The sequence below is a fragment of the Streptomyces sp. NPDC054961 genome (genome assembly GCF_053609145.1).
The window spans coordinates 78,731-96,166 of the sequence record NZ_JBSGWY010000016.1 but is presented as its reverse complement, the minus strand read 5'-3'; the positions used below and the strand labels follow the sequence as shown (position 1 = coordinate 96,166).

The 17,436-nt window shown below is 74.2% G+C and carries 14 protein-coding genes; 4 read left to right on the top strand and 10 right to left on the bottom strand.

Going from position 1 to position 17,436, the window contains the following annotated elements:
* Window positions 1-41: 41 nt before the first annotated feature.
* The 6 genes from ACWF9Z_RS16930 to ACWF9Z_RS16905 form a co-directional block, all read right to left on the bottom strand.
* Entirely contained in the window at window positions 42-923 is an 882-nt protein-coding gene (locus ACWF9Z_RS16930; protein ID WP_453602948.1) for a glycosyltransferase family 2 protein, read from the bottom strand.
* An 84-nt stretch (window positions 924-1,007) separates the two neighbouring features.
* Window positions 1,008-1,352: a hypothetical protein gene (locus ACWF9Z_RS16925; RefSeq protein ID WP_453602852.1), complete on the bottom strand. Its 345-nt coding sequence runs from the start codon at window positions 1,350-1,352 to the stop codon at window positions 1,008-1,010.
* 116 nt (window positions 1,353-1,468) lie between these two features.
* Window positions 1,469-2,428 carry an aldo/keto reductase gene (locus tag ACWF9Z_RS16920; RefSeq protein ID WP_453602850.1) on the bottom strand — a complete coding sequence of 320 codons (960 nt, stop codon included), beginning with the start codon at window positions 2,426-2,428 and terminating at the stop codon, window positions 1,469-1,471.
* Between the two features lie 9 nt (window positions 2,429-2,437).
* On the bottom strand, window positions 2,438-4,450 hold the full coding sequence (locus tag ACWF9Z_RS16915) for a Dyp-type peroxidase (protein ID WP_453602848.1): 2,013 nt from the start codon (window positions 4,448-4,450) through the stop codon (window positions 2,438-2,440).
* Window positions 4,451-4,779: 329 nt separating this feature from the next.
* Window positions 4,780-5,139: a hypothetical protein gene (locus ACWF9Z_RS16910; protein ID WP_453602846.1), complete on the bottom strand. Its 360-nt coding sequence runs from the start codon at window positions 5,137-5,139 to the stop codon at window positions 4,780-4,782.
* A gap of 139 nt (window positions 5,140-5,278) precedes the next feature.
* Window positions 5,279-5,773 (bottom strand): GNAT family N-acetyltransferase, encoded by a 495-nt coding sequence (locus tag ACWF9Z_RS16905; protein WP_453602844.1) that lies wholly within the window; start codon window positions 5,771-5,773, stop codon window positions 5,279-5,281.
* A gap of 215 nt (window positions 5,774-5,988) precedes the next feature.
* On the opposite strand from ACWF9Z_RS16905, the gene ACWF9Z_RS16900 reads away from it, so the two are divergent.
* On the top strand, window positions 5,989-6,810 hold the full coding sequence (locus tag ACWF9Z_RS16900; RefSeq protein WP_453602842.1) for a hypothetical protein: 822 nt from the start codon (window positions 5,989-5,991) through the stop codon (window positions 6,808-6,810).
* Between the two features lie 123 nt (window positions 6,811-6,933).
* On the opposite strand, the gene ACWF9Z_RS16895 is transcribed toward ACWF9Z_RS16900, so the two are convergent.
* Complete coding sequence (locus tag ACWF9Z_RS16895) at window positions 6,934-8,835, bottom strand: ATP-binding cassette domain-containing protein (protein ID WP_453602840.1); 1,902 nt, start codon at window positions 8,833-8,835, stop codon at window positions 6,934-6,936.
* A 374-nt stretch (window positions 8,836-9,209) separates the two neighbouring features.
* Between ACWF9Z_RS16895 and ACWF9Z_RS16890 the strand changes: the two genes are divergently transcribed.
* A complete protein-coding gene (locus ACWF9Z_RS16890; protein WP_453602838.1) occupies window positions 9,210-11,192 on the top strand; it encodes a bifunctional metallophosphatase/5'-nucleotidase in 1,983 nt (660 codons plus the stop codon).
* Window positions 11,193-11,286: 94 nt separating this feature from the next.
* Here ACWF9Z_RS16890 and ACWF9Z_RS16885 read toward each other — a convergent pair whose 3' ends face one another.
* Both ACWF9Z_RS16885 and ACWF9Z_RS16880 read right to left on the bottom strand, forming a co-directional pair.
* A complete protein-coding gene (locus tag ACWF9Z_RS16885; RefSeq protein ID WP_453602947.1) occupies window positions 11,287-12,633 on the bottom strand; it encodes a sensor histidine kinase in 1,347 nt (448 codons plus the stop codon).
* A gap of 79 nt (window positions 12,634-12,712) precedes the next feature.
* The gene (locus tag ACWF9Z_RS16880) at window positions 12,713-13,390 is read right to left on the bottom strand and encodes a response regulator transcription factor (RefSeq protein ID WP_449480308.1); all 678 of its coding nucleotides are present in this window, start codon (window positions 13,388-13,390) and stop codon (window positions 12,713-12,715) included.
* A gap of 134 nt (window positions 13,391-13,524) precedes the next feature.
* Here ACWF9Z_RS16880 and ACWF9Z_RS16875 point away from each other — a divergent pair, with 134 nt between their 5' ends.
* A complete protein-coding gene (locus tag ACWF9Z_RS16875; RefSeq protein WP_453602836.1) occupies window positions 13,525-14,166 on the top strand; it encodes a hypothetical protein in 642 nt (213 codons plus the stop codon).
* Between the two features lie 381 nt (window positions 14,167-14,547).
* On the opposite strand, the gene ACWF9Z_RS16870 is transcribed toward ACWF9Z_RS16875, so the two are convergent.
* On the bottom strand, window positions 14,548-16,242 hold the full coding sequence (locus tag ACWF9Z_RS16870; RefSeq protein ID WP_453602835.1) for an AMP-binding protein: 1,695 nt from the start codon (window positions 16,240-16,242) through the stop codon (window positions 14,548-14,550).
* A gap of 451 nt (window positions 16,243-16,693) precedes the next feature.
* Between ACWF9Z_RS16870 and ACWF9Z_RS16865 the strand changes: the two genes are divergently transcribed.
* Window positions 16,694-17,323, top strand: coding sequence for an RDD family protein (locus tag ACWF9Z_RS16865; RefSeq protein WP_453602833.1), 630 nt, complete (start codon window positions 16,694-16,696; stop codon window positions 17,321-17,323).
* The last annotated feature ends 113 nt before the right edge of the window (window positions 17,324-17,436 follow it).

The following is a 17,436-nucleotide window of genomic DNA, read 5'->3' as shown; positions in this document are numbered from 1 at the left end:
CGGGGTCCGGGGGCGAGGAGGGGCGGACGACGGCCTCGAGGTCAGAGGACCGGCGGCCGGCCCAGCCGGGTCATGCGCCACACCGTGCGCCACGTCATCGCCCGGCGCGGGCCGCACGGCGTCCGCATTCCCTCGACGAACCCGCCGCACCACGCCCTCAGTCCGGCCAGGGAGCGGATGCGCACCAGGGTGAGGAAGATCCACACGCCGAGATAGACCGGCACCAGGGGGACGGGGAGCCGGCGGCGGGCGAGCCACACCCGGTTGCGGGCGGTGAACCGGTAGTGCGCCGCGTGCCGGGCGGGCGACGTGCGCGGATGCTGGAGGACGATCTCCGGTGCGTACAAGATCTTCCATCCCGCGTCGAGCGCACGCCAGGCCAGGTCGGACTCCTCGTGCCCGAAGAAGAACTCCGCCGGCCACAGGCCGATCTCGTCGAGCATGGACATCGAGAAGGCGTGTCCCCCACCGAGGAACGCGGTCACCAGGCCACGGCGCATCGGATCGTCGGCGCGCAGCCTGGGCACCCAGCGCCGCTCGGTGTGCCCGTGCTCGTCGGCGACCCGGAAGCCGGTGATGCCCAGCCGGGCGTCCGCGGCGAACAGCTCCTGGACCGTGCGGAACACGTCGTCGGCGATGAGGAGGCCGTCGTCGTCCAGCTCGATGACGACGTCCACGTCGCCCGAGTCCTGGAGCTTGCGCAGGCCGACGTTGCGTCCCCCCGGACAGCCCAGGTTGTCGTCGAGCGGGACCTTGACCACGTTCGCGGCCACGTCCCCTTCGGTGAGGGGCGTCGCGTTGCCGACCAGTACCACTCTCCGCGCCGGCACGTCCTGCCGCTCCACCGAGGCGAGCAGCGCCCGCAGTTCCACGGGGCGGTTGCCCATCGTCACGATGACGACTCCGAGGCGCGGCAACGGCATGTCGGCGAACTCCATGGTTGAAGAGGAGAGGTTGATGTTAGCCGCGTGACCGGCCGACCGGCCTCAGGCGGGACGCGTCGTGCGTCAGATCTCGACGGCCGGGTAGGCCTCGACGTCATGGTCGCCGTCGGCGCCGTAGTAGGTACAGGTCCGCGCGTCCAGGTCGACGTCGTACCAGACCACGCCGGCTTTCCCGAGGAATCCCTGACCGTGGCCCGGGCCGCCCGCCGCCTCAAAATCGCCCGGCCCCACCCCGATCACCGCGGCTCGCCGCTCCTGGCCCTCACGCCCGAGGGGCACCGCACGCTGCACAAGATCACGACCCGCGCCGCCGAAGTCCACCGCGCGCTGACCGCCGGCATCCCCCCGGACGAGATCGCCCGTGCGCGCGAGCTGCTGCGGCGCCTCATCGATCAGGTGCACCGCCATGAGGCCGGCGGACCGACACCCCGCGGTTGAACCAGACCTCTGGCACAGCGAGTTGGGCCCGCACATGAAGGCGCGTCAGGGCGGTCCGGGCCGGACCGGGCCCGGTCCCGTCCGCGCTACGGCAGCCGTTCGCCCCGGGCCGTCAGCCACAGGGAGTACCACTCCTCGTGGCTGAGGTCGGGTGCGCGCAGGGCCGCGTCGCGGCAGGCCCGGATGCGGTCCGGGCGGCCGGTGCCGAGGATGGGGGCGATCCGGGCCGGGTGGCGTTGCAGCCACCACAGCAGGATCGTCTCGGGCGTCGTGTCCTTGGCCTTCGCCAGGGTGCGCAGGAGCTCGGCGGTCGCGCGCTCGTCCCCGGTCTCCTGACGGCCGGTGAACCGGCCCTGGGCCAGGGCGCCCCAGGCCTGGAGCCGGACCCCGTGGGCCACGCAGTACTCGACGGTGCCCGCCGGGAAGCCGACGGCCGCCGCGGCCCGGGTGTTCACGAGCACCCCGTCCTCGAGCCAGTCCCGCCGGTCCAGGCTCATCTCCAGCTGGTTGGCGACGAGCGGGAAGTCGAGGTGGCGCTGGAGCTGCGCGGTCTGCGCGGCGTTCATGTTGGAGACGCCGAACTCCCTCACGAGGCCCTGGCTCCGCAGTGAGGTGAGGGCGCCGGCGGTCTCCTGCGGATCGGCCAGGGGGTCGGGCCGGTGCAGGAGCAGGACGTCGATGACGTCGGTGCGCAGCCGCGCGAGGCTCTCCTCGACCTTGCGGGTGATGGTGGCGCCGCGCAGGTCGTAGATGCCGGGCCGGTCGCCGTCGGCGAGGCGGATCCCGCACTTGGTCTGGAGCGTGATGCGCTCCCGCAGACCGGGGGTGCGGGCCAGGACCTCGCCGAAGACGGCTTCCGCCTTCCCGTGCCGGTAGATGTCGGCGTGATCGAACATGGTGATGCCGCTGTCGAGGGCGGCCTCGATCGCCGCCTCGGCGGCATCGATGTCCTCGGCCGTGTGCGGGCCGGGCTCCCAGCTTCCGCCGAGAGCCATGCAGCCGTAGATCAACCGGGTGCCGCCTGTCACTGATGCCGTGATCGCCATGCGGTCACCCTACGAGGAGGACGCCTTCCACAGCACCCGGTCCCCCTCGGCGATCACCAACTCCCCGGTGGTCCGCAGCAGGAGGCGCGCCTGCGGATGGCCGGTGGTGCCGCTGGACCAGGCCGGGCGGCCCTGTGCCGTACGCAGGACCAGTTCGCCGTCCGGCGTGAACACGGCGTCGCGGCCGGCGCCGCCGGTGTCGGTGTGCCACGTACGACGGCCCTCGCCGTCGAGCAGTGCGAGCTCGCCGGCGCCCTCGAGGGTCAGGCGGACCGTGCCCGCGTCGAGGACGTCACCGGGGCGCAGTACGGAACCGGCGTGGAATTCGATGGAGTCGTCGAGTTCCCCGGCGGTCAGGGCCCGCAGGACCGGGAGGGAGGGGCTGAAGGCGTAGACGGAGCCCTCCGTGCGCACGTACCGGCCGAAGTACAGGGTGTCGGCCCGGCCGCCGCTCTCCGAGGGGGTTTCGAAGGCACAGGGAGAGTCCGGTCCGAGTACGGGGTCGGCGCCGGTGCGCGGGGTGCGGCCGGGCGGGAAGTCCGGCTCGTTCAGCCACTTGCGCGCCACGAGCTCGAACTGCCCCACCAGGTCGGCCTGGTGGCAGATGAAGAGCAGTCCTCGCGAGGCCTCCGGGCCGTGGCCGGCGCCGAGTGCGGGGTCGTAGACGGGACCGAACGGGATGCCGCGCCGCATCAGGCGGCGTCCGTCGAGCTCCGCCTGGGCCACCGGGGGGCGGCCCGGGGTGAGGACGAGCCCGCCGCGCGGGTTGCCCTTGCGGATGTGCGCGAACAGGGGCGTCTTCCAGCCGTTCGGGTCCGCGCTGTAGTCGAGCGTGGCGTCGGGGTGCTCGCCGGGCCGTGGCAGCCGTTCGGCGGCGGGGCAGAGCGCGACGGGCATCCCGCCGGGCCAGCGGCCCATCAGCCGGGCCCCCAGCCACTCCCGTCCGGCGTCGGCGGGCGCGGAGCCGGCGCGCTGGAGTTCGGCGAGGCGCAGGGCGACCTGGGTCCACCAGCCGGGCACGTCCTGCGCGAGGCGGCGTACGACCTGGAAGGCCCCGCCGGTGGCCCAGGCGGGCAGGGCGGTGGGGCGCTGTCCGACCCTCTCGGGCCCCACCAGGAACTCCCCGGCGGGGATCAGCCGGGTACCCGGCTTGCCTAGGACGGTGCTGCCGGTGGCCGGGTCGGGCTCGTCGAAGCCCCGTACGCCGGGCTGGCTGATGCAGTCGGCGAAACCGAAGTGCTCGTGTCCGCGCAGGGCGCCGGGGAGGGTGGCACCGTCCTGCCGGAAGAGGACCGTCGCGCCGGCCTTGACCGCGCCGTCGCGGTGTCCGGCGATCGCGGTCGCGAGGCGCTCGGGGTCGTCGGCGGCCAGCGTGAGGACGGCGTGCACCGCGCGCCCGGACTCCTCGGCTCCGAACAGCCAGGACCGGGGGGCGCTGGTGCCGGTGTCGCCGAGTTGCTGCGCGCGGGCGGCCGAGCCCTGGGTGAAGGCCTCGGCGCTGGATCCGGGCGGGGTGGCGGGGAAGGGCTCCTTGCCCGCGAACAGGCGCAGCCCCGGATGGGTGAGGCTCAGTCCGGTCCACAGGCCGGACATGGATGCGGGGTCGGTGCCGCCGGCCCGCTGACGGGCCTTGCTGAAGGCCTTGTTGAAGCGCGCCACTTCCTCGGTGGTGGAGATCGAGGGCAGCAGGCGGGTGAGCCACGTGCGGGCCTTGCCGGCGTCGCGGAAGTGCAGGAAGAGCAGGCAGGCGTGGTCCTTGCGGAATCCGGCGAGGATGTCGCCCTGGCTGTGGCGGTCGGTGCGCAGCGGGAGGGGGTCCGCGGCGGCGGCCCGTACGGGATCCGCGGCCGGCGCCGCCGACGGGGCGGTCGCCGTCGCGCCGGCCGGGGCCGGCGCGGCCCATGCCGTCGGGGCGAGGCCTGTGGTGATGCCCGCGGCGGCGAGGGCCGCGGCCTTGGCGACGGTCCTGCGGGCGGGTCCGGCGTGGGGGCAGCCCGGGTGCGGCAGCGGGGCTGGGTCCATCGGCTTGCTCCAAGGGGGGAGGGTGCGGGCGGGTACGGGCGGGGTGCGCGGGCGGGGCCGCGCCGGGAGGGGGAAGGCAGGGGCGGGAACCTCGGCGCGTACGGGACGGACGCCCTGGTGGAGGTGGGCGGGCTCGTGGAGGTGGGCGGGCTCGTGGATCCCGATGGCGGTGCGTCCCGTCGGTGATGTCCGGCGTCGTCGGCGCGCTGCCGGAGTTCGTCCCGGTGATCACGACACCCGAAGGGGAGCCCGCCGCGCAGGTCCGCCGCTCGGTCCCGGCGCCGCGCCGTCAGCCGGTCGACCGCGTCCGGCGTGTCGTCGACCGGCTTCTACGGAGTCTCCGGAGGGATCTCCGCGGCCGGTTCGCAGGGGCCACAGGCCATGGTCCAGGCCTCCTCGTCCGTGGCTCCGTGCCTCGTCTTCGGCCACGGGCACGCGCACGCGCACGCGCACGCGATGACCGTGTGCACGTACTCAGGGGAGGGGCCGCGGGAACCCGTCCGCGCCGGCGCCGGCATCCGGCCGGCCGCCGGGGAGAGCACTATGAGGGCGCCGGCTCCGGCGCGGTTCCCCTTCCGGGCGACTGCCCGGCCCCGGGCCGAACGCGCCGTCAGGAAGGCCGGGGTGAGGAGGAAGGAGCAGGATGAGGAGGAGTCGAGGCCGGTGGCGGCGACGGCGGCTACAACCATGCGGTCGGGGACTCCTCGGTGCGGGGGCCGGCCGGCAGCGCGCGCTGCCGGTGATCAACACCCTCCGTGATCAATGCCTCCCGCGCGCGCCGGGCGCACCGATGGGGTGACGCGCTGCGTCCTTCGGCCGAGCGGGTCATCACCTCCCCGCGTGCAGCGGCTTTCGGTAGCTCAGCCCCGGGCGGCCGTCGAGGGTGAGCTCCCCCACCACCGCGAAGCCGCTCCGGCCCAGGACCGCCGCGGAGGCCGCGTTGTCGAGGGTGGTGACCGCCGTGAGGGCGCGCAGCCCGTACTCCGGGACGGCGAGACGGCACACTTCCGCGACGGCGGCCGTCGCCATGCCCCGGCCCGCTGCGCGTGCGCCGATGCGGTAGCCCAGTTCGGCGGCGCCGTCCTCGGCGTCCACGAGGTTGACGCGGCCGGCCACCTCGCCGCCGACCTCGTCGATCACGAGGTGGAAGTGGCAGGTGCCTGCGTCCTGTTCGGCGAGCAGGGCCCGGTGCCGGGCGTCGAACTCCGCGAAGTAGGCGTCCCCGCGGTCCGGTACGGAGCGTGCGAAGTACTCCCTGTTCTCCCGCTCGAAGGCGAGCAGGCTGTCTCGGTGATCGGCCCGGAGCCGCTCCAGTCGCAACATTTCGGAAGCATATCCAGGCCGTACGGGAGGGCCCGAAGGGATTTCCCGGGCGCGTCCGGGGGAACACCGTCCCGGGGACCGCCACGGGGGCGGCGGCCGGCGGAAGGAAAAGGACACCCGGAAAATCGTCAGGACGTGCGAGCGTGGGAAGATGTCCGACGGTCCAGGGGTGGACACCGGACACCGGTTCCGGTACACGAGCAAGGGGTGGGGTAATGAAGGCAGGCAGGACGGCCGCGGGCATCGCGGCAGCGCTGATCGTGACGGTCGGCGCGAGCGGCTGCGCGGTCGGCACGTCGGTGGGCAAGAAGGCCGCCGATTCGGCGGAGACGCTCGTCGCGACGCTCGCGAAGGCCTCGGACGACGCCTCGAAAGCGGGCTCGGCCGACGTCAAGATGACCGTGACGATGCCCGACACCGGCGGCAAGCCGGTCCAGATGAACGGCGTCTACTCGTGGGGCAACGGCCTCGCGATGGAGGCGGAGATGCCGGCGAAGGACCTCCAGATGGAGGACCTGGTCGCCGACGGCACCATCACGTACCGGCTCGTCCAGGGGTCGTACTACTACGGCATCGACCCGGCACCGGACGGCCCCTACAAGGGCAAGACCTGGCTGAAGCTCGACGCCTCGGCCGTGCTGGGCGACAAGGGCGTCGCCGCCATGGAATCGGGCAACAACGACCCGACGGCCGGGCTGAAGTCACTCAAGTGGGCCAGCAACGTCAGCAAGGTCGGCACGGAGGACGTCAACGGCAAGAACTCCGTGCACTACCGCGCCACGATCCCCTCGTCCAAGCTGGGCGACGCCGCTTCGGCGTTCGGCGCGATGGGCGGCAGCGGCTCCGACGAGCTCGTCGCGGACATCTGGGTGGACGACAAGGGCATGCCCTCGCGGCTGAACCAGACCTTCGGCACCATGAGCGTGAACGTGGACTTCCTGTCGTTCGGCGTGGCGAAGGACATCTCCGCTCCGCCGGCCGCCGACACCGCGGACATCACCGATCTGGTGAAGAGCGGCGGCGTGGGCAAGAGCTGACGCGGAGCGGGTCCCCGCGCCGGAGTAGCTGACGAGCGGGAGTCGCGGATCCCGTAAGCCGTCCGCCCGCGTGCGGGCGGCGGGATCCGCGGCTCCGTGCGGCTCGGCGCCTTCGGCCGCCGCTCAGCGGTCCTGGGAGAGGCCGTACAGCTCGGCGAAGGTGCCGCCCAGAGAGGTCAGTTCGGCGAATGTGCCGGATTCGGTGACGCGGCCCTTCTCCAGGACGATGATGCGGTCGGCCAGGCGGCAGTTCTCCATCCGGTGCGTGACGATCATGGTGATCCGGTCCTCCTTCATCGCCTGCAGCCCGCTGAAGATCCGGTGCTCGCCCCGTGCGTCCATCGCCGACGTCGGCTCGTCCATGATCAGGAGCCGTGGCTTGCGGTGGAAGGCGCGCGCGCAGGCCAGCCGCTGCCACTGGCCGCCGGAGGGTTCGTGGCCGCCCCACAGTGAGCGGGCCAGGAGCGTGTCGAGACCCTGCGGGTAGCCCCGGACGGCCTCGCGCATGCCGACGGCGTCCAGCGCCTCCCCCACGGCGTCGTCACCGCGCTCGTCGGGCTGGCCGAGGGTGACGTTCTCGCGTGCCGTGAAGGGCCAGTGCGCGAAGGACTGGGCGACCAGGCCGACGTGGGTCCACAGCGTGTGCTGGTCGTGCGCGCGGGTCGGGATCCCGTCCCAGTACACCTCCCCGTCGCTCGGGACCGTGAGGCCGGTCAGCAGCCGGATGAGGGTGGACTTCCCGGCGCCGTTCTCGCCGACGACGGCGATGATCTCCCCGCGGGACAGCGACAGGCTGACCGGGCCGAGCGCCGGGGTGTCCTTGCCCGGGTAGGTGTACGAGGCGTTCTCCAGGCTGACCTTCTCCGGCGGCTCCGCCTCCACGGAGCCCCGGGTGACGGCCAGTTCGCGGGCCTGGTCCAGGAAGAGGCGGTAGTCCTCGAGGTAGAGGGCGTGCTGGAACATGGCGGCCCCGTAGACCACGAGGCTGGACAGCGCGGACGCGGAGGTCCGCATGGCGACGATCGCGGTGCCCGCTGCCGCGAGGGCCATCGAGCCGGTGAGGACGAGCGCGGCGAGCGCGGCCCACGTACCCAGCTGGAAGAGGCCTCCGAGGGCCGCGGCGAGGAGCGAGACCCTGAGGTGGCGGGGTGCGGAGCCGACGAGTTTGGCGTCGATGCGGGCGCAGACCGTGGCGTACCAGGCGTGCGCGTAGGGGCGCATGGAGTTGCAGCGCAGCTCGTCGCCGAGCTTGTGGGTGGTGAGGTACCAGCGCATCATGCCGCGGATGTTGCGGGAGGCGATCGTCTCGTTGTGGAGGGCGTAGTCCAGGCGGGCGGCGATGACGGCTCCCATGCCCCGCGGCACGACGGAGAGCAGGAGCAGCGGCATCAGGACGGGGTGGACGACGGCGAGGACCCCCGCGACCGCGAGGAGGTTGACCAGGCCGTTGGTGAAGGCCATCGCGTCCTTGACGAGCAGGGACGAACGGGCGGCCCCGATCTCGGCCGCCTCCGAACGGTCGGAGAACGCGGGTTCGTCGTAGGCGGATACCTCCACGTCCATGTGGGCGTCGACCATGTCCAGGTCGGCCGTCGTGGCCAGCCGCGGAGTGAGCCGGCGGGCCGCGCTGCCGGCGGCGATCTCGGCCGTCGTGCCGGCTCCGGCCGCGACCGCGGCGACGGCCAGCGGCCAGGCCGCGGCCGCGATGCGCTCCCCGGCGGCGCCGCCCGAGAGGAGCGGGCCCATCGCGTCGGCGACCCCGGCGAGGGTGGCCGCCGTGCAGGCCCCGGCGAGGATCTGGCCGGCCAGCAGCCAGGTCACGGAAGCGGGGTCGATCCGCCAGGCCATCCGCGCGGTCTGCGCGAGCGCGTCGGGCAGGCGCGAGGCCATCCTGCGGAGCGAGAGGTGCTCCATGACCTCGTTGTGCCCGCCCCAGCTGAACGTGAACTCGGGCGGGTCGGCGGCCGCCTGCCCGCCTGGTGCCGCCGGTTTCGCGGGCGCCCTCGATGCCTTCTCCTCAGCCACGTGCAGCTCCTTCACGTCGTCGTCGGACAGCGGCGGTCCACCGCTCCGGGGGACCGCTGAGTGAGGGAGTAGATCCGAGCGCGGAGGGCGGAGTAACCAGAACCGGCCTTCGTCGCGGGACCGTGGGAACGGGCGCGCGAGGCACTCGGGACCGGCGCTCCGGGAGCCGCCGGGAGGCGAGAACGGCCGGATACCGACGGGGCGCGGGGGAAATGTCGTGCACGCCCTGCGATCGCGCCGGGCGCGCTCCACAGGATGAGGTCTCCCGGACGTCCGCCCGACGGACGTGCGGCGCGCACCGGCCGGGCACCCGGGCGTGCGGACTGCCCCGGGGCGGGCCGGAGTTGCCTCCACCAGGCGAAAGGCGGGCACCGATGGAAGAGTTCGGCCGGCGGCGGTTCCTGGCTGCGGCGGCCACCGCCGCCACGGCGGCCGGGTCCGCCGGAGCGGTCGCGGCCGCCGGAGCGGTCGGGGTCAAGACGCTCACCGGTACCGCGGCGGCCGCCACCCGCGCGGGGCGCGATCCGGCGAGCGTCGCGGGCTACGTCGAGGTGCAACTGCTGCACATCACCGATCTGCACGGCTACCTGTCCGCTCCCCCGGCCCGGGACTCCGTCATCACCGGCGCGGGCGGCCGTGCGTACACCGTCGGCGGGGTCGCGTACATGGCCACCCATCTGGCCCGGCTCCGGGCGGGGCGGGCCAACTCCTTCTTCTTCGCGCCGGGTGACCTCTTCTCCGGCTGGGAGTTCCCGGCGTTCACCCTCGCCGACGAGCCGACGATCGAGGCCCTCAACCGGCTCGGGCTGGACTTCGCGACGGCCGGAAACCACGAGTTCGACCGCACGCCCGGCTTCCTCTCCCGGCACATGGAGCAGGGGCTCCCCTACGAGGGCGCGGGGCAGACCAACGCCTTCCCGGACTCGGGCGGCGCCACCTTCCACGGCGCCGGCTTCCGCTACTACAGCGCCAATGCCGTGTCCGCGGCGACCGGGGAGACCCTGCTCCCCCCGTACCACGTCGAATGGGTCGACGCGCCCGGCGGCCGGCGGCTGCCCATCGGCTTCATCCATCTGACGGCCCTCGGCAGCGAGTCCTTCGCGAACTCCTACCAGCCCGGCCTCACGACCCTCGACGAGCTGTCCGCCGCCAACCTCTGCGCCGCCCGGCTCAAGGCGCTCGGGGTCCGCGCCATCGTGCTCAGCATGCACGACGGGGCGGTGGCGGGCAGCGATTTCGATTCCGGCGCCGCACCGAGCGGTCCGGCCTACGAGCTGGCGCTGCGCGCCTCCCCCGACATCGACGCGATCGTGACCGGGCACTGGCACAACGCCTTCAACATGATGCTGCCGGACCCGGACGGGCGGCCGCGTCCCTTCGTCGAGGCCGGCTGCCACGGGCAGATCATCGGCGAGATCACCCTGCGCCTCGACCCCGACACCGGTGCGGTCGTCCGCGCGCTCACCACCTCCGTCAACCATCCCAACACCCGTGACGTCGAACCCGATCCCGCGCTCCGGGAGGTCGTCGACCACTGGACCGGATACGCCGCACGGCACGCGGCGGCGGCCATCGGGCGCCAGCGCGCCTCCTTCCACCGCCGGCTGTCCCCCGCCGGGGAGAGCACCATGGGCAACCTCGTCGCCGACTGGGCGCTGTGGGCCGCCGCCCAGCCGCCGGACTCCTTCGACACCAGCCCCCGGCCGGAACGGTCCGGCGCGGATCTGGCGCTCATCGCGCTCGCCCCGCGCGTCGGCCGGAGCGTCCTCAACACGGACCTGCCCGCCGGCCCCGCCCTGGACGACCCGGTCTCCTTCGAACGGGCCTGGCGGGCCGTCGGCTACGGATGCCCGCTGGTCAGCGCCGAGGTGAGCGGGCAGCAGCTCCACGACGCGCTGGAGCAGCAATGGGCGCAGGACGGCGCCGGCGTGCTGACGTACGCGCCGCTCGCGGTGTCCGGCAACGTCCGGTACTCCTTCGACGCGACCCGGCCGGCCGGGGACCGGGTCGCGCCGGGCAACGTGTTCATCGACGGCGCCGCGCTGCGTCCGGAGGCCGCGTACCGGGTGGTGACCACCTCGTACACGCTCACCGGGCAGGACGGCTATCCCGCCTTCGGCGGGTACCGGGAGCCGGCCCGCCACCGGCGGGACGTGGAGAGCTTCCCCGCGTACGTCGCCGCCCTCGGCGTCCTGGAGGCCGTCTCCACGGGGCGGGTCACCGTCAAGGGCGCCGCCTTCGCCGGCGGCCGGGAGGGGAAGCTGCTGGTGCCCGCCGAGCCGGTGCCCGGAGTGCCGGCGCCGGTGGCGGCCGCCGAGGAGGCCGCCCGGGACGGGGGCCGCCGGCCCGTCTGCTGATCCCGGTCCGCCGGTACCGGTCCGCCGGCCCCTGGCTGCCGCCCGGTCTTCCCGCGCCGCGGTCTTCCGGCGCCCCGGTCCCGCGGACCGTTCCTCAGCGGGCCAGCGGGAGCCGGGCCACCAGGCGGGCCCCCCGCGGGGAGTCGCCGACGCGGAGGGTGCCGCCCAGCCGCAGGGCGATGTCGCGGGCGATGGCCAGGCCCAGCCCCGTGCCTCCCTCGTCGCGGGCGCGGGCGTCGTCGAGCCGGGTGAACCGCTCGAAGACCCGTTCGCGGTCGGCGGGGGCGATGCCCGCGCCGTCGTCGGTGACCTCCAGTACGGCTTCGCCCCGCACCCGGTCGGCGCGCAGCGCGAGTACGACCCCCTGTTCGGCGTGCCGTTGTCCGTTGTCCAGCAGGTTCGTCACCAGCCGGGACAGCCAGAGGGTGCTGCCGCGCACCGCGATCCCCGGGGCGATGTCGGTACGGACCGGGACCCGGTCGCCCCCGCGCGCGCGGGCGGCGTCCCGGGCCACCTCCGTGAGGTCGACGTCGGCGGCGGGCGGCGGCTCCGAGGTGTCGAGGCGGGCCAGCAGGAGCAGGTCGGCCGCGAGGTCCTGGAGCCGTACGGTGTCCTCCAGCGCCCCGCTGACCAGTTCGCCCCACAGCGCGGGATCCGGGTGGGCCTGAGCGACCTCCAGCTGGGTGCGCAGCACCGTGATGGGGCTGCGCAACTCGTGGGAGGCGTCCGCGATGAAGCGGCGCTGGCGGATCCCGGATGCCTCCAGCCGGTCCAGGGTCTCGTTCATCGTGACGGCGAGGCGGGCCACTTCGTCACGGGTGCGCGGTACGGGCACCCGGCGGTGCAGTTCGCGGTCGCCGATCTCGGCGACCTCGGCCCGGATCGCCTCGACGGGGCGCAGCGCCCAGCCCGTGACCCGCCAGGTGATCACGGCCACGACCAGGACGAGCAGCGGGACCGCGACGAACAGCACCGCCATGATGGTCTCGTCGGCGGTGTCGGCGTCCCGGAGCGAGGTCCCGGCGTAGACGGTGACCAGACCGTTCGCGGTGACGGTGGTGACCTGGACGACCCGCTGCCGGTGGGCCGCGCGGACCCGGACGCCCTTCCAGGTGTCCCGGACGGTACCGGGGATGCGGGGAGGCGCCGGGGCGAGGGCCGGGCGCCCCGCGAGGTTGGGGCTGGCCGCGAGGACCCGGCCCTGCGCGTCCACCACCTGGACGAAGTCCGTTCCGCGGGCCGGGGGCGGTACGGAGTCCAGCCGGCCCGCGGCTGCCAGGGCGGCGATCGTGACGGCCTGCTGTTCGGCGTCGGCCTGGGCGGTGCGCGTCAGGTTGGTCTCCAGCGCTCCGAGCAGCGCGACGGAGGCCGCGCCGAGGGCCAGCGCCACCACGGCGGACGCGCCGAGGGTGGCCTGGGCGCGGACGGATCTGGGCCGCAGCCGGTACGCGGCTTCGCGCAGCCGGGCGAGAGCGGGGCGCGGGGACGGTCGGTCGGCATCGGTACGGAGCTCGCGGGATTCAGCCACCGTCGGCCGCCAGCCGGTAGCCCGCGCCCCGGACGGTCTCCACGGCGGCCCGGCCGAACGGAGCGTCTATCTTCCGGCGCAGGGCGCTGACGTGGACCTCGACGACGTTGAGGTCCCCCTCGTAGGCGGCGTCCCAGACGTTGTCGAGGATGTCCCGCTTGGGCACGACTTCTCCGGCGCGGCGGGCGAGGTGCACCAGGACGGCGAACTCGCGCGAGGTCAGCCGGGCTTCGACGCCGCCGCGGGTGCAGACCCGGCGCGCCGGGTCGATGAGGAGGTCGCCGAACTCCATGACCTGCGGGCTGCGCCGGCCGGTGCGCCGGATCAGGGCGCGCAGGCGGGCCACGAGGACGACGTAGGAGAAGGGCTTGGAGAGGAAGTCGTCCGCTCCGGTGTCGAGGGCCTCGGCCTCGTCGTACTCGCCGTCCTTCGCGGTGAGCATGAGGATGCCTGACTCGCAGCCCGCCGCGCGCAGCCGGGCGCAGACCCGGTAGCCGTTGAGTCCGGGGAGCATGATGTCGAGCACGATGGCGTCGTAGTCGTGTTCTCCGGCCATCCACAGGCCTTGCGGGCCGTCGTGCGCCGTGTCCACCGTGAAGCCCTCGGCCCGAAGACCGCGTTGCAGTGCCGCGGCCAGTCGCCGCTCGTCCTCGACCACCAGTACGCGCATGAGGCAAGGTTCGCAGGTCGGGCCGCCGGCTTGCTGAAGGGTTCTTCAGCGGGCTTCAGCGGAGCTTCAGGCTCGTGCTCGCACGATCGGCCGATAACCGGGCGCGTCGCCCGGAGAACGCGAGGAGCATCCAGATGACTCAGTCCAGTCCCCAGCCGCCCGCCTATCCGGCGGGTCCGGGCGAGGGCGGCGAGGGCGCCGCTGCGGACGCGACCGGCAAGGCCCCGGGGCGCGGTTCCCGGATCGTACGGTTCACCCGTGAAGGCCGGGCCCGCTGGGTGGCCCTCGGGCTGGTCGTCGTCGCGGCGGCCGGCACCGCGGGGGCCGCGGCGGTGGCGGTGGCGGACCACGACCACGTGCGGCGCACCCGTGCGGAGCGGGCCTGGGACCGGTTCGACCTCGAGAGCCGGGCCGGCGGCCCGGAGGCGGCTCCGGTCCCCGGCCGGCCCGGGCCGCGGTCCGACAAGGGCGGCCGGCCGGGCATGGAGAAGCCCGGGAGGCCGGGACGCGAGGAGGGCAAGGTCGTCGACCGGGCGGACGGCGCACCCGTGCCGCTCCCCGCGCTGCCGGCGGCTCAGGCCCTGGAGAAGGCGGAGGCGGCCGTACCCGGCGGCAAGGCCGAAGGGCTGCGCGTGATCGCCCAGGAGGGCGGCGGGAGCGCCTGGCGGGTCGTGGTCCTCGGCTCCGACGGGGTCCGGCACGCGGTGACCCTGGCCGGCGACGGCGCGGTCACGGGCAACACCGTCGCGGGCAAGGGCGCCAAGGCGGCGCACTGAGCGGCGGCACGGCCCCCTCGGTGGGGGGGGCGCGGGCCCGGGGGGGGGGGCCCGCCCCGGCGCGCCCCCCGCGCCCGGGGGCGGGGCGCCGGGCGGCGGGGGGCGCCGCGCGAGCGGGGGGCGGGCGGCGGGCGGGGGGGCCGCGGCGCCGGCGGCGCCCCGCGCGGGGCGCGCGGGCCCGCGGCGCGCCCCCGCCCCCACCCCGGACAGGGGCGGACACCGGCAGGGGCGGACCCGGATCCGGGGCGCAGGCCGGACGGGCGGGGTGCAAGCCGGACGGGCGGGGCACAGGCCGGACCGGCGGGGGCGCGGCCGGACGGACGCGGCACAGCCACCGGCACGCGGGGCGCAGGCCCGGGGGCCTGGTGGCCCGGGGCCGTCCTACGGGCTCGTGGGCGGGTCCAGCAGCCGGACCGCCATCTCCCGCATCTCGATCTTGCGGATCTTGCCCGTCACCGTCATCGGGAACTCCTCCACGACGTGGACGTAGCGCGGGATCTTGAAGTGGGCCAGCCGGCCCTCGCAGTAGGCCCGGACGGCCGGCCCGGTCAACGGCTCCGCGCCCTCGCGCATCCGTACCCACGCCATGAGCTCCTCCCCGTACTTCGGGTCGGGCACACCGATCACCTGGACGTCCATGACGTCCGGGTGCCCGTGCAGGAACTCCTCGATCTCGCGCGGGTACAGGTTCTCGCCGCCCCGGATCACCATGTCCTTGATCCGGCCGGTGATGCTCAGGTAGCCGTCGCCGTCCATGACGGCGAGATCGCCCGTGTGCATCCAGCGCGCCGCGTCGACGGCCTCGGCGGTCCGCTCGGGCTGGTCCCAGTAGCCGAGCATGACCGAGTAGCCCCGGGTGCACAGTTCACCCGGTTCGCCGCGCGGGACGGTCCTGCCGGAGGCCGGATCGACGACCTTGACCTCCAGGTGCGGTCCGACGCGGCCCACCGTGGAGACCCGGCGCTCGACCGAGTCGTCCACCCGCGTCTGGGTCGAGACGGGCGAGGTCTCCGTCATCCCGTAGCAGATGGACACCTCGCGCATGCCCATCCGGTCGATGACCTCCTTCATCACCTCGACCGGGCAGGGCGAGCCGGCCATGATGCCCGTGCGCAGGCTCGAGAGGTCGTAGGACGCGAAGTCCGGATGGGCCAGCTGGGCGATGAACATCGTGGGGACGCCGTAGAGCGAGGTGCAGGACTCCGCTTCCACGGCTGCCAGGGTGGCTCCCGGTTCGAAGGCGGGCGCGGGGATGACCATGGCCGCGCCGTGACTGGTGCAGGCGAGGTTTCCCATGACCATGCCGAAGCAGTGGTAGAAGGGGACCGGGATGCAGACCCGGTCGAGCTCGGTGTACCCGCACGTCTCGCCCACGAAGAAGGCGTTGTTCAGGATGTTGTGGTGGGAGAGCGTCGCACCCTTGGGAAAGCCGGTGGTCCCCGAGGTGTACTGGATGTTGACGGGGTCGTCCGGGCTCAGTGCGGCCTGGGCACGGGCGAGGTCGGCCCGGTCTCCGTGGCGGCCCCGCTCCAGCAGGGAGTTCCAGAGCGGCCCGTCCAGCAGGGCCACGAACTCCAGGGCCGCGCAGCGCGGCCGGACCTCCTCGACCATGGCCGCGTAGTCGGAGGTCTTGAACCGGTCCGCCGCCACCAGCAGCCGGACCCCGGACTGGCACAGGACGTATTCCAGCTCGTGGGAGCGGTAGGCCGGGTTCACGGTGACGAGGATCGCCCCGATCTTGGCGGTGGCGTACTGCACGAGCGTCCACTCGGCGCGGTTGGGAACCCAGATCCCGACCCGGTCCCCCTTGACGATGCCCAGGTCCAGCAGTCCGAGGGCGAGGGCGTCGACGTCGGCGGCGAACTGCGCGTACGTCCACCGCCGTCCGGTCTCCGCCTCGACGAGGGCGTCCCGGCCGGGGAACCTGCGGACGGTGCGGTCGAGGTTCTCCCCGATCGTGTCGCCCGACAACGGCACTTCGCACGCCCCTGACGCGTAGCTCGACTCGACGGACGGCACATGGACCCCCTGGGCTCGGTGGCGCGCCGGAGCCCCTTCGCCCCGACGCCTCCTCATGATCCCCGCGGCCCGCGCCGGGGGCCAGACCCCGGCGGGTGACGGCCGCCTTCGGGGCGCGGGACGCCACGAGGTCGGCGCGCGGCGGTGACTCCGGTGGCTTCCGGTCGTTGTAGGTGGCGGTCAGCGAAGTGGCCCCGGAGTCCCGGACCCGTTGTCGTGGTCCGGGACTCCATGCCGTTCCGGGGGCTTCGCCCTCGCGGGCCGTGCCGCCCTCGATCCCGGTCCCCCGCGTCCCCGCGCGTGCGCACGCATGACCGCGCATCACGGCCGGTGGCCAAGTGGCGGCACCCCATCGGGTCATGGGGTCGCGGATTGGACAAGTGGCCGATCTTACTATCACGATGGCCCCGCAAGTTCGCGGATTGCGTAGGGGGGCAAACCCGCTCATGTCATGACGTCCCTCCACGCGTGCCGCTCGTCCCCGTTACACCCCTGGAGAGACTTCGCCATGAGCTTCGGCGACCCGAACAACCCCTACAGCCAGCAGCCCCCGCAGGGCCAGCCCAGCTACCCGCAGCAGGCGCCGCAGGGCGTTCCCCCGCAGTACGGCTACCCGCAGCAGCCCCCGGTGGGCATGCCCCCGCAGCAGCCGTACGGCGCGTACCCGCCCGCCGGGATGCCGGGCATGCCCGCCGGGATGCCCGGCGCCGGAATGCCGCCGCTGGCGCACTGGGGCCTGCGCGTCGGCGCGCTCCTGCTCGACGGCCTGATCACCGTGGGCCCGATGTACGCCCTCGGCCTCATCGACCTCGCCATGAGCGACGACCCGGCGACCGCCGGCCCCGGCATCTTCTTCACGATCGGCATCCTGTACACGATCGGCATGAGCATCTTCCAGCTGTACAAGGAAGGCTCGACCGGTCAGACGATCGGCAAGAAGGCCCTGGGGATCAGTCTGCGCCGCGAGGTCGACGGGAGCGTCCTGGGCTTCGGCATGGCCTTCGTCCGCAGGCTCGCGCACTTCCTGGACTCCGTCGCCTGCTACCTCGGCTGGCTGTGGCCGCTGTGGGACGAGAAGAAGCAGACCTTCGCCGACAAGGTGTGCGGCACCGTCGTCGTCAAGGTCCCCAAGAACTGACTCCACCGCCCGGGGGGGGGGGGGGCCCCCCCCGCCCCCCCCGCGGGGGGGGGGGGGGGGCCGCGGGGGGGGGGGCCCCCCGGGGGGGGGGCGCGCGCGCGCGGGGGGCGCGG